The 14,305-nt window shown below is 70.0% G+C and carries 11 protein-coding genes, 1 tRNA gene and 1 pseudogene; 7 read left to right on the forward strand and 6 right to left on the reverse strand.

The window, feature by feature from the left end; genetic code table 11:
* The first annotated feature begins 71 nt into the window (after positions 1–71).
* From SSQG_RS09595 to SSQG_RS09610, 4 genes are read left to right on the forward strand one after another with little or no spacing between them, the layout of a single operon-like run.
* On the forward strand, positions 72–1,001 hold the full coding sequence (locus SSQG_RS09595) for a branched-chain amino acid ABC transporter permease (RefSeq protein ID WP_003989541.1): 930 nt from the start codon (positions 72–74) through the stop codon (positions 999–1,001).
* 4 nt (positions 1,002–1,005) lie between these two features.
* The gene (locus tag SSQG_RS09600) at positions 1,006–2,817 is read left to right on the forward strand and encodes a branched-chain amino acid ABC transporter permease (protein WP_003989542.1); all 1,812 of its coding nucleotides are present in this window, start codon (positions 1,006–1,008) and stop codon (positions 2,815–2,817) included.
* A 5-nt stretch (positions 2,818–2,822) separates the two neighbouring features.
* On the forward strand, positions 2,823–3,686 hold the full coding sequence (locus SSQG_RS09605) for an ABC transporter ATP-binding protein (RefSeq protein WP_003989543.1): 864 nt from the start codon (positions 2,823–2,825) through the stop codon (positions 3,684–3,686).
* Entirely contained in the window at positions 3,683–4,399 is a 717-nt protein-coding gene (locus SSQG_RS09610; RefSeq protein WP_003989544.1) for an ABC transporter ATP-binding protein, read from the forward strand. Before SSQG_RS09605 ends, SSQG_RS09610 begins: the two co-directional genes overlap by 4 nt.
* Before the next feature lie 71 nt (positions 4,400–4,470).
* On the opposite strand, the gene SSQG_RS09615 is transcribed toward SSQG_RS09610, so the two are convergent.
* The gene (locus SSQG_RS09615) at positions 4,471–5,127 is read right to left on the reverse strand and encodes an ANTAR domain-containing response regulator (RefSeq protein WP_003989545.1); all 657 of its coding nucleotides are present in this window, start codon (positions 5,125–5,127) and stop codon (positions 4,471–4,473) included.
* Positions 5,128–5,229: 102 nt separating this feature from the next.
* Here SSQG_RS09615 and SSQG_RS09620 point away from each other — a divergent pair.
* Positions 5,230–5,304 (forward strand) — tRNA-Leu (locus SSQG_RS09620).
* A gap of 107 nt (positions 5,305–5,411) precedes the next feature.
* On the forward strand, positions 5,412–6,170 hold the full coding sequence (locus SSQG_RS09625; RefSeq protein ID WP_039932242.1) for a helix-turn-helix domain-containing protein: 759 nt from the start codon (positions 5,412–5,414) through the stop codon (positions 6,168–6,170).
* 4 nt (positions 6,171–6,174) lie between these two features.
* Here the strand turns inward: SSQG_RS09625 and pyk are convergent, their stop codons facing one another.
* Both pyk and SSQG_RS09635 read right to left on the reverse strand, forming a co-directional pair.
* Positions 6,175–7,611: a pyruvate kinase gene (pyk, locus tag SSQG_RS09630; RefSeq protein ID WP_003989547.1), complete on the reverse strand. Its 1,437-nt coding sequence runs from the start codon at positions 7,609–7,611 to the stop codon at positions 6,175–6,177.
* 163 nt (positions 7,612–7,774) lie between these two features.
* Complete coding sequence (locus tag SSQG_RS09635) at positions 7,775–8,494, reverse strand: SIMPL domain-containing protein (protein ID WP_003989548.1); 720 nt, start codon at positions 8,492–8,494, stop codon at positions 7,775–7,777.
* 164 nt (positions 8,495–8,658) lie between these two features.
* Between SSQG_RS09635 and SSQG_RS09640 the strand changes: the two genes are divergently transcribed.
* A complete protein-coding gene (locus SSQG_RS09640) occupies positions 8,659–10,461 on the forward strand; it encodes a bifunctional metallophosphatase/5'-nucleotidase (RefSeq protein ID WP_003989549.1) in 1,803 nt (600 codons plus the stop codon).
* A 30-nt stretch (positions 10,462–10,491) separates the two neighbouring features.
* Here SSQG_RS09640 and SSQG_RS09645 read toward each other — a convergent pair whose 3' ends face one another.
* The 3 genes and pseudogenes from SSQG_RS09645 to SSQG_RS42545 form a co-directional block, all read right to left on the reverse strand.
* Positions 10,492–11,958 carry a lysine N(6)-hydroxylase/L-ornithine N(5)-oxygenase family protein gene (locus SSQG_RS09645; protein ID WP_003989550.1) on the reverse strand — a complete coding sequence of 489 codons (1,467 nt, stop codon included), beginning with the start codon at positions 11,956–11,958 and terminating at the stop codon, positions 10,492–10,494.
* On the reverse strand, positions 11,955–13,436 hold the full coding sequence (locus SSQG_RS40595; RefSeq protein ID WP_003989551.1) for a pyridoxal phosphate-dependent decarboxylase family protein: 1,482 nt from the start codon (positions 13,434–13,436) through the stop codon (positions 11,955–11,957). The genes SSQG_RS09645 and SSQG_RS40595 overlap by 4 nt, the downstream gene beginning before the upstream one ends.
* Before the next feature lie 166 nt (positions 13,437–13,602).
* A pseudogene (locus tag SSQG_RS42545) lies at positions 13,603–14,032 on the reverse strand (aspartate aminotransferase family protein); the annotation flags it as partial.
* Positions 14,033–14,305: the final 273 nt, after the last annotated feature.

Genomic DNA, 14,305 nt, shown 5'->3' on the forward strand with positions numbered 1-14,305 from the left:
CACCCCCACACAGCACGCGACCACGCACGCATCCAGTGCACACGACCAACCAGCGACATGGAGGCCATGCGGTGAACACCCTGCCGCAGCAGCTGGCCAACGGGCTGCTTCTCGGCTCGATGTACGGGCTGATCGCCATCGGCTACACGATGGTGTACGGCATCGTCCAGCTCATCAACTTCGCGCACGGCGAGATCTTCATGACCGGGGCCTTCGGCGCCCTCACGGTCTACTTCTACATCCTGCCCGACGGCACCTCGATGGCCATCGCCGTACCCCTGATGCTCATCGGCGGCGCCCTCGTGGCGATCCTCATCGCCGTCGGAGCGGAACGGTTCGCCTACCGCCCCCTGCGCGGAGCACCACGCCTGGCACCGCTCATCACCGCCATCGGCCTCTCCCTGGCCCTCCAGGAAGTCGTCCGCAACTTCTACCCCGGCGCCGACCGCGCCCGCGCCTTCCCCGGGCTCGACGCCACCCACGACATCGGCTCCATCACCATCAAGGACGCCGACATCTTCCTCATCCTCGCCGCCGTCGTCTGCATGGCCGCCCTCGCGATCTTCGTGCGCCGCAGCCGCACCGGCCGCGCCATGCAGGCCACCGCGCAGGACCCCGACACCGCGCAGCTGATGGGCATCGACACCAACCGCATCATCGTCATCGCCTTCGCCATCGGCGGCTTCTTCGCCGCCGTCGCCGCCGTCGCCTACGGACTCAAGTACGGCAACGTCGACTACCGCATGGGCTTCCTCATGGGCCTGAAGGCCTTCACCGCGGCCGTCCTCGGCGGCATCGGCAACATCTACGGCGCCATGCTCGGCGGCGTCGTCCTCGGCATCGCCGAAACCCTCGCCTCCGCCTACATCGACGAGATCCCCGGCATGAACCAGCTCGGCGGCCAGAGCTGGGCGAACGTCTGGGCCTTCTGCCTCCTCATCCTCGTGCTGCTGTTCCGGCCACAGGGCCTGCTCGGCGAGCGCGTCGCGGACAGGGCGTGATCACATGACCGAGACGACCAAGACCCCCGCACCGGACGCCGCCCCCACCCCGCCCGCACCGCGCGGCCTCATCGGACTGCCCGCGGCGGCCGCCCGCGCCCTGCTGCTCGCCGGCGGCATCGCCACCGCCGCCTCCGCGTTCCTCGCCTGGACCTGGACCGCCGAGTTCCCCGGCGACCTCACCATCAACGGCTACCCCGGCGGCCTCCAGTGGCTGACCTTCACCGCCGGCGTCCTCACCACCCTGTTCACCCTCGCCGGATACGGCGTCCGCGGCCTCGGCTGGCTGCTGCCCGCCCGCAACAACGCGCCGCTCGTCCTCAACGCGCTCGGCGGATTCGCCGTCACCTGGTTCACCGTCATCGCCATCAGCATCGAGCTCGGCGGCGTCGTCAACCTCGAACCCGGCGGCTGGATCGCGGCCATCGCCTCCCTCCTGCCCGTCATCGGCGCCTTCGCCCTCCCCCAGGAGAAGACCGGCACCGACGGCACCAAGGCAGCCCTCAAGGCCTACGTCGCCAAGCCCGACCGCATCCCCGCCGCCCCGGCCACCGCACCCTGGGTCCAGCGGGCCGTCATCACCGCCGTCACCATCGTCGGCCTCGGCGTCTTCACCTACGGCATCGACACCGAATACGGCGAACTCTTCGTCGGCTACCTCTTCGTCGTCGTCTTCGCCATGTGGGCCCTGCACACCGCCGGCCTCCTCGACCGGTTCTCCCAACTGCTCGCGGCCAACCGCAGCTTCACCCTCGCCATGGGCTTCGCCGCGGCCATCGCCTTCCCCTTCACCCAGACCGACGACCACTACGCCAACATCGGCGTCAACATCCTGATCTTCGGGACCGTCGCCCTCGGCCTCAACATCGTCGTCGGCCTCGCCGGACTCCTCGACCTCGGCTACGTCGCCTTCCTCGGCGTCGGCGCCTACACCGCCGCCCTGGTCTCCGGCTCCGAGTTCTCCACCATCTCCGGCGTCCACCTGCCCTTCTGGGCCTCCGCCCTCGCCGGCGCCGCCGCCTCCCTGGTCTTCGGCGTCCTCATCGGCGCCCCGACCCTGCGCCTGCGCGGCGACTACCTCGCCATCGTCACCCTCGGCTTCGGAGAGATCTTCCGCATCGCGGTCAACAACATGGACGGCGACTCCGGACCCGACGTCACCAACGGCCCCAACGGCATCCCCTCCATCCCCGACCTGAACCTCTTCGGATTCAACTTCGGCCAGGCCCACGACATCGGCGGATTCACCCTCGGCCGGTTCGCCAACTACTACCTGCTGATGGTGCTGATCATGGCCATCGTGGTCCTGGTCTACACACGTGCCTCCGACTCCCGCATCGGCCGCTCCTGGATCGCCATCCGCGAGGACGAGACCGCCGCCACCGCCATGGGCATCAACGGCTTCCGCGTCAAGCTCATCGCCTTCGCCCTGGGTGCCGCACTCGCCGGCCTCGCCGGCACCGTCAGCGCCCACGTCACCTACAGCGTGGTCCCCACGCCGTACCAGTTCGCCGGCTCCACCCCGCCCAACTCCGCGTTCCTCCTGGCCGCGGTCGTCCTCGGCGGCATGGGCACGGTCGCGGGCCCGCTCCTCGGCGCGGCACTCCTCTACCTGCTCCCCGAGAAACTCGTCTTCCTCCAGGACAAGTCCCTCCTCGCCTTCGGCATCGCGCTCATCCTCCTCATGCGCTTCCGCCCCGAAGGCATCATCGCCAACCGCCGGCGCCAGCTCGAATTCCACGAGACCGGCCAACTCGACGTACCCAAACAGACCACGCTGACCGACGAACCGGCCGTCACCAAGGCGGGGGCGTAACCACCATGACGACACCTGTACTCGAAGCCCGCGACGTCACGATGCGCTTCGGCGGCCTCACCGCCGTACGCTCCGTCGACTTCACGGTCAACGCCGGCGAGATCGTCGGCCTCATCGGCCCCAACGGCGCCGGCAAGACCACCTTCTTCAACTGCCTGACCGGCCTGTACGTCCCCACCGAGGGCACCGTCTCCTACAAGGGCACGGTCCTCCCGCCCAAGCCCCACCTGGTCACCCAGGCCGGCATCGCCCGCACCTTCCAGAACATCCGGCTGTTCTCCAACATGACGGTCCTGGAGAACGTCCTCGTCGGCCGCCACACCCGCACCAAGGAAGGCCTCTGGTCCGCCCTCCTGCGCGGCCCCGGCTTCAAGAAAGCCGAACGCGCCAGCGAAGAACGCGCCATGGAACTCCTCGAGTTCATCGGCCTCGCCCCCAAGCGCGACCACCTCGCCCGCAACCTCCCCTACGGCGAACAGCGCAAGCTGGAGATCGCCCGGGCCCTGGCCAGCGAACCCGGCCTCCTGCTGCTCGACGAGCCCACGGCCGGCATGAACCCCCAGGAGACGCGAGCCACCGAAGAACTCGTCTTCGCCATCCGCGACAAGGGCATCGCCGTCCTCCTCATCGAGCACGACATGCGCTTCGTCTTCAACCTCAGCGACCGGGTCGCCGTCCTGGTCCAAGGCGAGAAGCTCGTCGAAGGCACCTCCGAGGTCGTCCAGGCCGACGAACGCGTCATCGCCGCCTACCTCGGCGAACCCTTCGAAGGCGACCCCGGCGAAGCCGAAGCCGCCGAGGTCGAGGCCGCCGAAGCAGCCGCCGAAGCGCCCAGCACCACCAGCAGCACCAAGGGAGAGGCCAAGTGACCGCACTGCTCGAGGTCGAAGACCTCCGGGTCTCCTACGGCAAGATCGAAGCCGTCAAAGGCATCTCCTTCAGCGTCGAAGCCGGCCAGGTCGTCACCCTCATCGGCACCAACGGCGCCGGCAAGACGACGACCCTGCGCACACTGTCGGGCCTCCTCAAGCCCACCTCCGGGAAGATCTCCTTCGACGGCAAGCCCCTGAGCGGAGTCCCCGCCCACAAGATCGTCGCCCTCGGCCTCGCCCACTCCCCCGAAGGCCGGCACATCTTCCCCCGCCTCACCATCGCGGAGAACCTCCAGCTCGGAGCGTTCCTCCGCAAGGACAAAGAAGGCATCGAGAAGGACATCCAGCGCGCCTACGACCTCTTCCCCATCCTGGGCGAACGCCGCAAGCAGGCCGCCGGAACCCTCTCCGGCGGCGAACAGCAGATGCTCGCCATGGGCCGCGCCCTGATGTCCCAGCCCAAGCTCCTCATGCTCGACGAGCCCTCCATGGGGCTCTCCCCGATCATGATGCAGAAGATCATGGCGACCATCGCGGAGCTCAAGTCCCAGGGCACCACCATCCTGCTCGTCGAACAGAACGCCCAGGCAGCGCTCTCCCTCGCCGACCAGGGCCACGTCATGGAGGTCGGCAACATCGTCCTCTCCGGAACCGGGCAGGACCTGCTGCACGACGAGTCCGTCCGCAAGGCCTACCTCGGCGAGGACTGACACCCGCACCCGGACACACGACGAGGCCCGCCCCCCGCAGGGGGCGGGCCTCGCCTGTGCGTACGCGCTGATCAGCCCTTGCCGGCCTTCTTCTCCTCGGCATCCTGGATGACGGCCTCCGCGACCTGCTGCATCGACATCCGCCGGTCCATCGAGGTCTTCTGGATCCACCGGAACGCGGCCGGCTCGGACAGCCCGTACTCGGTCTGCAGGACGGACTTGGCCCGGTCCACCAGCTTCCGCGTCTCCAGCCGGAGCGTGAGGTCCGCGACCTCCTTCTCCAGCTCCTTCAGCTCAGTGAAGCGCGAGACGGCCATCTCAATCGCCGGCACGACATCGGTCTTGCTGAACGGCTTCACCAGGTAGGCCATGGCGCCGGCGTCCCGGGCCCGCTCCACCAGGTCACGCTGCGAGAAAGCGGTCAGCATCAGCACCGGCGCGATGCTCTCCTCGGCGATCTTCTCGGCGGCGGAGATGCCGTCCAGCTTCGGCATCTTCACATCGAGGATCACCAGGTCGGGCCGGTGCTCACGAGCCAGCTCGACCGCCTGCTCCCCGTCCCCGGCCTCACCGACGACGGTGTACCCCTCCTCCTCCAGCATCTCTTTGAGATCGAGCCGGATCAGGGCCTCGTCCTCGGCGATGACGACCCGCGTCGTCATCGGAGGCACGTGCGACTTGTCCTCTTCAGGCACGTCAACAGGCTGGGGCGACTCGGGGGCACTCACGTGGGCTCCTTGGTAGGGGCAGGCCGGTACTGCTCCCAAGAGCGTACCTAGCTGCGGTATGGTGGTCAGGCAGTGGGTGGAGGTAAACCTTCGATTCACTGGGCCCCGGTAGCCCAATTGGCAGCAGGCAATGGATTCAAAACCCATACAGTGTCGGTTCGAGTCCGACCCGGGGCACTTTTCCTTCCTTTCCAAGGTCACCATCCGCAAGTGGATGTCCACGTTCTCGTGAACATCCACTTTTTGCTGCGTGTCGACGTGATCACAGCTCCACAGTGGCCCCCATGTACGACCTCAGCACGCGCAAGCGAGCGCTCGCACTGGTGGCCCAGGGCCGCAGCCTGAATGCGGTGAGCCGTGAGACCGGCATCTCGCGGGCCGCGATCCGCTCCTGGCAGGTCCGCATCGAGCCTCGGCCACGCATGGCACCTCCAGAGACCGGACCGCCGGCCGACGAGTGCGCGTACGCCTACCTACTGGGCCTCTATCTCGGCGATGGCTGCATCAGCGGGCACCCTCGCGGCACCGGCTATTACCTGAGAATCGCGTGCGCAAACTCGTGGCCCGGTCTGATCGAAGCCTGCGAGATCGCCATGCGCACCATCAACCCGACCGGGTGCGCCTCTCGCACGCAGGCGCAGGGATACGTCTCGGTGGTCAGCTACAGCAGGCACTGGCCGCACCTCTTCCCGCAGCACGGACCCGGCAAGAAACACGAACGGCGTATCGCCCTCGAACCCTGGCAGCAGGTCATCGTCGATGCCCACCCCTGGGAATTCGTCCGGGGGCTCATTCACTCGGACGGCTGTCGGATCACCAACTGGACGACCCGCCTGGTCGCCGGCGAGCGGAAGCGCTACGAGTATCCCCGGTACTTCTTCACCAACGTCTCCGAGGACATCCGGCGGCTCTACACCGACACTCTGGACAAGCTCGGCGTCGAGTGGACGCACTGCACTCGCCACGGCAACCCGTACAACATCTCCGTCGCCCGCAAAGCCTCCGTAGCCCTCATGGACGCCCACGTCGGTCCCAAGTACTGACGGGTTACGCCGGGGTGTCGTCCTCGCCGATGTGGTGGACGCGGACCATGTTCGTCGAGCCGGAGACACCGGGCGGGGAACCCGCCGTGATGACGACCGTGTCGCCCTGTCGGCAGCGGCCCGAGCGGAGGAGGAGTTCGTCGACCTGGTCGACCATCGCGTCCGTGGAGTCCACGCACGGGCCGAGGAACGTCTCCACACCCCACGTCAGACTGAGTTGGGAGCGGGTGGCCTGGTCAGGGGTGAAGGCGAGGAGGGGGATCGGGGAGCGGTAGCGGGAGAGGCGGCGGGCGGTGTCGCCCGACTGGGTGAAGGCGACCAGGAAGCGGGCGCCCAGGAAGTCGCCCATTTCGGCGGCCGCTCGGGCCACGGCGCCGCCCTGGGTGCGGGGCTTGTTGCGTTCCGTCAGGGGTGGCAGTCCCTTGGCGAGGATGTCTTCCTCGGCTGCTTCGACGATGCGCGCCATCGTGCGGACCGTCTCGATGGCGTGTTTGCCGACGCTCGTCTCGCCGGAGAGCATCACCGCGTCGGTGCCGTCGATGACGGCGTTGGCGACGTCGGAGGCCTCGGCGCGGGTCGGGCGGGAGTTGTCGATCATCGAGTCGAGCATCTGGGTGGCGACGATGACCGGCTTGGCGTTGCGTTTGGCCAGTTTGATGGCGCGCTTCTGGACGATCGGGACGTGTTCGAGGGGCATTTCGACGCCGAGGTCGCCGCGGGCCACCATGATGCCGTCGAAGGCGGCGACGATGTCGTCGATGTTCTCGACGGCCTGTGGTTTCTCGACTTTGGCGATGACGGGGAGGCGGCGGCCTTCCTCGTCCATGATGCGGTGGACGTCCTGGATGTCGCGGCCGGTGCGGACGAAGGAGAGGGCGATGACGTCGAAGCCGGTGCGCAGGGCCCAGCGGAGGTCGTCCTCGTCTTTCTTGGAGAGGGCGGGGACGGAGACGGCGACGCCGGGGAGGTTGAGTCCCTTGTGGTCGGAGATGACGCCGCCTTCGACGACGGTGGTGTGGACGCGGGGGCCGTCGACCTCGGTGACCTCCAGGCAGACCTTGCCGTCGTCGACGAGGATGCGTTCGCCGGTGGTGACGTCGGCGGCGAGGCCGGCGTAGGTGGTGCCGCAGCTGTCGCGGTCGCCTTCGGCGCCTTCTTCGACGGTGATGGTGAAGGTGTCGCCGCGTTCAAGGAGTACGGGGCCTTCGGTGAAGCGGCCGAGCCGGATTTTCGGGCCTTGAAGGTCGGCGAGGACGCCGACGCTGCGGCCGGTTTCGTCGGCTGCCTTTCGTACCCGGCGGTATCGCTCCTCGTGTTCGGCGTGAGAGCCGTGGCTGAGGTTGAAGCGGGCTACGTCCATTCCGGCGTCGACCAGGCCTTTGATCTGGTCGTACGAGTCGGTGGCTGGCCCCAGTGTGCAGACGATTTTTGCTCGGCGCATGGGCTGAGCCTAAGAGTTACCGGCCGGTAGAGAATTGGTCGCGAGTGACTACTCGCCGGACTTTGCATGAAGCGTTATGGACAAGTGTTGAATTGTGCGGTCGGGTGCTCTGATGAGCACCCGGGGAAATTCGGTCGCGTTTTCGGGAATTACGCCAGGGTGCTTACAGCCGCGGCGGCACCATCGTGAAGCGGGCGTTGATCTGGGCGTGGACCCGCTGGCGTTGGGGTTCGAGGTCGAGGGGGGCCGCCGCGGCGTCGGGGGCGGCTGAGCCGTAGGCCATGGAGCGTGCGCGGCCGGGGGCCTGGGGGTAGGCCGGCGGGCCGTTCTCGGCGCCGATGTCGGCGAGTTCGACGAGGGCGGCGAGGGAGGTGCCGAGTGCCTCGGCGTACTCGCGGGCCCGCTGGACGGCTTCCCCGACGGCCTTCTTGCGGGCTTCGCGGTGGGCCGGTGAGTCGGGGCGCAGGGCCCACCAGGGGCCGTCCACGCGGGTGAGTTCCAGGTCGGCGAGGCGGGTGGTGAGTTCGCCGAGGGTGGTGAAGTCGGTGAGTTCGGCGGTGACGTGGACGCTGCCGTGGTAGGTGCGTACGCGTTCGCCGCGGCCGTGCTTGACGAGTTCGGGGGTGATGGAGAAGGCGCCGGTCTCCAGGCGTTCGACGGCGTCGCCGTAGGACTTGACGAGGTCGAGGACGCCGGCGTTGCGGCGGGTGAGGTCGTCGAGGGCGGAGCGCCGGTCGCGGCCGCGGGCGGCGACGGTGATGCCGATGCGGGCGATCTCGGGGTCGACTTCGAGGCGGGCCTCGCCGCGTACGGCGATGCGCGGGGCGTCGGGTGTGCCGTAGGGAACGGCGGGCGGGGTGGCATCTCCGGTGGGGGCGCTCATACGCCCCACTCTGTCATGTGTTGGCCGGTCGCAGGCCTGGGCCGACGATCCCGAGTCATCTAATCGCAACCTTGGCGGGGCTGTTGCTGCCCGTCTTGATCGGGTCAGAATCTACGCGCGTTATCTACGCGCGTCGTTCACAGATTCCGCGAGGAGAGCCAGACATGCCGTTGAACCGCCGGAAGTTCCTGGGGAAGTCCGCCGTGACCGGGGCGGGGGTGGCGCTGGCCGGTGCGGTCGGGGCGCCGGGTGCGCAGGCGGTCGAGGCGCGGGGCGGGCGGCCTGCGAAGCGGTACGCGTTCACCGTGATGGGGACGACGGACCTGCACGGCAACGTCTTCAACTGGGACTACTTCACGGACAAGGAGTTCGACGACAAGGACCACAACGACGTGGGCCTCGCGAAGGTGTCCACGCTCGTGAACCGGATCCGTGCGGAGAAGGGCCGCCGCAACACGCTGCTGATCGACGCGGGCGACACCATCCAGGGCACTCAGCTGTCGTACTACTACGCCAAGGTCGACCCGATCACGGCCAAGGGCGGCCCGGTGCATCCGATGGCGCAGGCGATGAACGCCATGGACTACGACGCGGCGGCGCTCGGCAACCACGAGTTCAACTACGGCATTCCGGTGCTGCGGAAGTTCGAGCAGCAGTGTCGTTTCCCGCTGCTGGGCGCGAACGCGCTGGACGCGAAGACGCTGCGGCCGGCGTTCGCGCCGTACAGCATGCACCGGCTGCGCACGCCGTTCGGGCGGGATGTGAGGGTGGCGGTGCTGGGGCTGACCAACCCGGGGATCGCGATCTGGGACAAGGCCAACGTGCAGGGGAAGATGACGTTCCCGGGTCTGGAGGAGCAGGCGGCGAAGTGGGTGCCGAAGCTGCGGTCGATGGGCGCGGACGTCGTCATCGTGTCGGCGCACAGCGGTTCGTCGGGGACGTCGTCCTACGGTGACCAGCTGCCGTACATCGAGAACGCGGCCGGGTTGGTGGCCGAGCAGGTGCCGGGGATCGACGCGATCCTGGTCGGGCACGCGCACACGGAGATCCCCGAGTACTTCGTCACGAACAAGAAGACGGGCAAGCGGGTCGTGCTGTCGGAGCCGCTGAAGTGGGGGCAGCGGCTGACGCTGTTCGACTTCGAGTTGGTGTGGGCGAAGGGCTGCTGGAAGGTCGAGAACGTGGGCGCGAAGGTCCTGAACTCCAACACGGTGGAGGAGGACCCGACGATCACGAAGCTGCTCTTCGACGAGCACGAGAAGGTCGTGGCGTACGTCAACCAGGTCATCGGCACCAACGCGGCGGAGATGACGTCGGCCGAGGCGCCGTACAAGGACGTGCCGATCATCGACCTGATCAACCACATCCAGGCGGACACGGTGAAGCAGGCGCTGGCGGGCACGGAGCATGCCGCGCTGCCGGTGCTGTCGCAGGCGGCGTGTTTCTCGCGGTCCGCGCGGATCCCGGCGGGCGAGGTGACGATCCGGGACGTGGCGGGTCTGTACGTTTTCGAGAACACGCTGGAGGCGCGGCTGATGACGGGTGCGCAGATGAAGGCGTACCTGGAGTTCTCGGCGAACTACTTCGTGCAGACGGCGCCGGGCACGGAGGTGGATCCGGCGAAGCTGACGAATGCGAACGGTACGCCGGACTACAACTACGACGTGGTGAGCGGCCTTTCGTACGAGGTCGACATCGCGAAGCCGGCCGGTTCGCGGGTGACGAACGTGCGGTTCGGGGGCGAGCCGCTGGCGGACGACGCGAAGTTCGTGTTCGCCGTGAACAACTACCGGGCCAACGGCGGCGGGAACTTCCCGCATGTCGCCGCCGCCCCGTTGCTGTGGTCGAACTCGGACGAGATCCGCAACACCATGATCGCCTGGGTGAAGGCGAAGGGGTCGATCGATCCGGCCGAGTTCGCGGCGGTGGACTGGAAGCTCACGCGGAACGGCACGCCCGTCTTCTAGAGCCTCTTCCGGAGTCTCTCGGGGGTCTCGTCACCTTCGGTCGACCAGCGGGGTCAGCGCCGGTGCCTCTCGGGGCGGCGGGACCTGACGTGGCTGGGTCAGGCCGAAGGTGGTGAAGGCGGTTCGGCGCGGCAGCGCGTACGCCTCCCTGCCGGTGAGGGAGTTGAGGATGATCGCGCTGCGCCAGGCGGCGAGGCCGAGGTCCGGGGCGCCGACGCCGTGGGTGTGGGTCTCGGCGTTCTGGACGTAGGCGGTGCCGGTGACGGAGGGGTCCAGGACGAGTCGGTGGTCCTCGTCGACTCGGGGGCGTTCGCGGCTGTCGCGGCGCAGGTAGGGGTCGAGGCCGGCGAGGACGCGGCCGAGGGGGCGCTCGCGGTAGCCGGTGGCGAGGACGACGGCGTCGGTGGTGAGGCTGGAGCGGCTGTCCTGCGGGCCGTGTTCCAGGTGCAGTTCCACCTTGGTCGTCGCGACGCGGCCCGCCGTGCGGACGTGGACGCCGGGGGTGAGGACGACGTCCGGCCAGCCGCCGTGCAGGGTGCGGCGGTAGAGCTCGTCGTGGATGGCGGCGACGGTGGCGGTGTCGATGCCCTTGTGCAGCTGCCACTGGCCGGCGACCAGGCGGTCGCGGGTGGGCTCGGGCAGGGCGTGGAAGTAGCGGGTGTGGTCGGGTGTGAAGTGTTCCAGGCCGAGCTTGGAGTACTCCATGGGCGCGAAGGCCTCCGTGCGGCCCAGCCAGTGGAGTTGCTCGTGTCCTGCGGGCCGGTTGCGCAGCAGGTCGAGGAAGATCTCGGCGCCGGACTGTCCGATGCCGACGATGGTGACGTGCCCGGCGGCGAGGAGGGCGGCCCGGTGGTCGAGGTAGTCGGCGGCGTGCAGGACGGGTACGCCGGGGGCCTGTACGAGGGGGGTGAGGGGGTCCGGGACGTAGGGTTCGGTGCCGATGCCGAGGACGACGTTGCGCGTGTACGTGCGCCCGAGGGCCTCTGCTTCTCCGTCGCTGTCGAGCTGGGTGAAGTCGACCTCGAAGACGTCGCGTTCGGGGTTCCAGCGGACGGCGTCGACCTGGTGGCCGAAGTGGAGTCCCGGGAGGTTGTCGCAGACCCAGCGGCAGTAGGCGTCGTACTCGGCGCGCTGGATGTGGAAGCGCTCGGCGACGTAGAAGGGGAAGAGCCGCTCGCGGGACCTGAGGTAGTTGAGGAAGCTCCAGGGGCTGGTGGGGTCGGCGAGGGTCACCAGGTCGGCGAGGTACGGGACCTGGATGGTGGAGCCTTCGATGAGCAGGCCGGAGTGCCAGCCGAAGGCGGGGCGCTGGTCGTAGAAGACGGTGTCGAGGTCGCCGAGGGGCTGGGCGAGGGCGGCGAGGGAGAGGTTGAACGGGCCGATGCCGATGCCGACGAGGTCGCGGGGGGCGTCGGGGTCGCGGTGCGGGTGCTGGGGCGGGGTTGCCGGGGCGGGGTTCGGCTCGCCGTTCGGCCGGTGGCTCGGCACGGGGTTCATCGGGGGGTGTGTCCTTCCACGAGTGTCGCGTGCCGCGCTGTCACGAGGTGCAGCAGCGCGGTCAGGTCGTCGGGCCCGGTGGCGGGGTTGAGGAGGGTGGCCTTGAGCCAGAGCCGGGCGTCGGGGCGGGCCCGGCCGAGGACGGCGCGGCCGTCGGTGAGGAGCGCGCGGCGTACGGCGGCCACGGTGTCGTCGGTGGCGCCGGTGGGCCGGAACAGGACCGTGCTGATGACCGGGCGGGCGTAGAGGTCGAATCCGGGGTGGCGGTCGACGAGGGCGGCGAACTCGCGGGCTGTCGCGCAGACTTGGTCGACGAGCGTGCCGAGGCCGGTGCGGCCGAGGGTCTTGAGGGTGACGGCGAGCTTGAGGACGTCGGGGCGGCGGGTGGTGCGCAGGGACCGGCCGAGCAGGTCGGGCAGGCCGGCGTCGGTGTCGTCGTCGGCGTTGAGGTAGTCGGCGCGTTGTCCGAGGGCGGTGAGGTCGCGGGGGTCCTTGACGGCGAGGAGGCCGGCGGCGACCGGCTGCCAGCCGAGTTTGTGCAGGTCGAGGGTGACGGTGTCGGCGGCGTCGAGCCCGGTGAGCGCGGCGCGGTGCCGGTCGCTGAACAGGAGGCCTCCGCCGTAGGCGGCGTCGATGTGCAGCCGGGCGCCGTGGGCGGCGCAGCGGGCGGCGATCTCGGGCAGCGGGTCGATGAGCCCGGCGTCGGTGGTGCCGGCGGTGGCGGCGACGAGCAGCGGGCCGGGCAGGCGGGTGAGGGCCTCGTCCAGCGCGCCGGGGTCGAGGGTCCCGGCCGGGGTGGGCACGCGGACGGGTTCGGGCAGCCCGAGCAGCCAGGCGGCCCGGGCCAGGGAGTGATGGGCGTTCGCCCCGCACACCAGCCGCACGGACCCGCCGCACGCCTCCCGGGCGAGGAGCAGGGCGAGTTGGTTGGACTCGGTGCCGCCGGTGGTGATGAGGGAGCCGGGGGGCTCGGGCGGGCGCGACGCCGCGGCCCTCCGGGGCGCGCCGGTTCCGCCGGACTCCCTGGCGTCCATCCACGCGCCGGCCGGACGAAGCTCGCCGGCTCCGGGGAACTCGCGAGCGCTGGGGAGGGCTCCTGACCCGCCGCACTCCCCCACACCCGCCCCCGCGCCGGCCGGGCCAAGCTCGCGGGCCGTTCGGGGCTCACCGACCCTAGGGGGCGCCCCGGTCCCGCTGGGCTCCCCCACACCCGCCCCCGCGCCGGCCGGGCCAAGCTCGCGGGCTCCGCGGGACTCCTGAGCCCTGGGGCGCGCTCCTGACCCGCCGCACTCCCCGGCACCCAGCCCCGCGCCGGCCGGGCCAAGCTCGCGGGCCGTTCGGGGCTCACCGGCCCTGGCGGGCGCCCCGGTCCCGCTGGACTCCCCCACACCCGCCCCCGCGCCGACCGAGCCAAGCTCGCGGGCCGTTCGGGGCTCACCGACCCTAGGCGGCACGCCGGTCCCACCGCACTCCCCCACACCCGCCCCCGCGCCGGCCGGGCCAAGCTCGCGGGCCGTTGGGGGGTCACCGGCCCTGGGGGGCGCGTCGGTCCGGCCGGGTTCGTCGGCGCCCGTCCGCGTGCCACCTGTGCAGGGCTCGTCAGCCGTGTGGCGCTCTCGGTGGGGGTGGGGGGTTGCCCCGCCCGTCGGGCTTTCCGGCTCCGTAGATCTCGCTCGCCAGTGCCGCTGTCACCAGGGCCTCCAGTTCCGATGCCCCCGGCCCCTGGTCCCAGGAGTCCAGGGAGGGGTTCAGGGCGGAGGCCGCGAGGTCGGCGGCGGTGGCGAGGGCCAGGGGTGGGCAGTGGAGGTGGGCGGTGCACAGGGGGTGGGCCGGGTCGGCTGCGCCCTCGGTGACCGCGTGGACCAGGGTGCGCAGGGCGTGCGGGTCGCCCTGGCAGGGCAGGACCTCCCCCCACCGCCTCCCGCATCCGTGCGGCGACCGCGTCCGGCCCGCCCGCCGGTAGTGGGCCGCCGCGCGCCCGGGCGCCTGTTTCCAGGGCGTCGAGCACGGTGTCCAGCAACGGCCTCAGGGCGTGCGGGCCTTCGGGGCCTGAGGAGAGGGGCGGCGTGCTCATGGGCTGTGTGTCCTCCGGGACGCGGGGCGGTGCGCCCGAATAGCCCAACGACCGGATGCGGGAGGAGGTACTTCCGTGCGGTGAAAACCGGTCGGAACCGCCCGGGGCGGCCCGTCAGCCCTTGAAGTCGTCCGCGTGGTCCTCGGCCCAGACCGCGAAGGGGCGTGCCGGGCGGCCGGTGATCTCCCCTACCGTGCCGGTGATCTCCGGCGGTGTGCCGACGGTGGCGGCGAAGGACTTCAGCAGGGCCTGGAGCATCTCCGGGGGGAGGTG

Origin of the sequence: Streptomyces viridochromogenes DSM 40736 (assembly GCF_000158955.1) — a bacterium.
GTDB lineage: Bacteria > Actinomycetota > Actinomycetes > Streptomycetales > Streptomycetaceae > Streptomyces > Streptomyces venetus.

Bases quoted from the DNA above. Each gene is read 5' to 3' on its own strand.
- SSQG_RS09625 (WP_039932242.1), top strand. From the start codon at position 5,412: ATGTACGACCTCAGCACGCGCAAGCGAGCGCTCGCACTGGTGGCCCAG.
- SSQG_RS09600 (WP_003989542.1), top strand. From the start codon at position 1,006: ATGACCGAGACGACCAAGACCCCCGCACCGGACGCCGCCCCCACCCCG.
- SSQG_RS09635 (WP_003989548.1), bottom strand. From the start codon at position 8,494: ATGAGCGCCCCCACCGGAGATGCCACCCCGCCCGCCGTTCCCTACGGC.
- SSQG_RS09645 (WP_003989550.1), bottom strand. From the start codon at position 11,958: ATGAACCCCGTGCCGAGCCACCGGCCGAACGGCGAGCCGAACCCCGCC.
- SSQG_RS09605 (WP_003989543.1), top strand. From the start codon at position 2,823: ATGACGACACCTGTACTCGAAGCCCGCGACGTCACGATGCGCTTCGGC.
- pyk (WP_003989547.1), bottom strand. From the start codon at position 7,611: ATGCGCCGAGCAAAAATCGTCTGCACACTGGGGCCAGCCACCGACTCG.
- SSQG_RS09640 (WP_003989549.1), top strand. From the start codon at position 8,659: ATGCCGTTGAACCGCCGGAAGTTCCTGGGGAAGTCCGCCGTGACCGGG.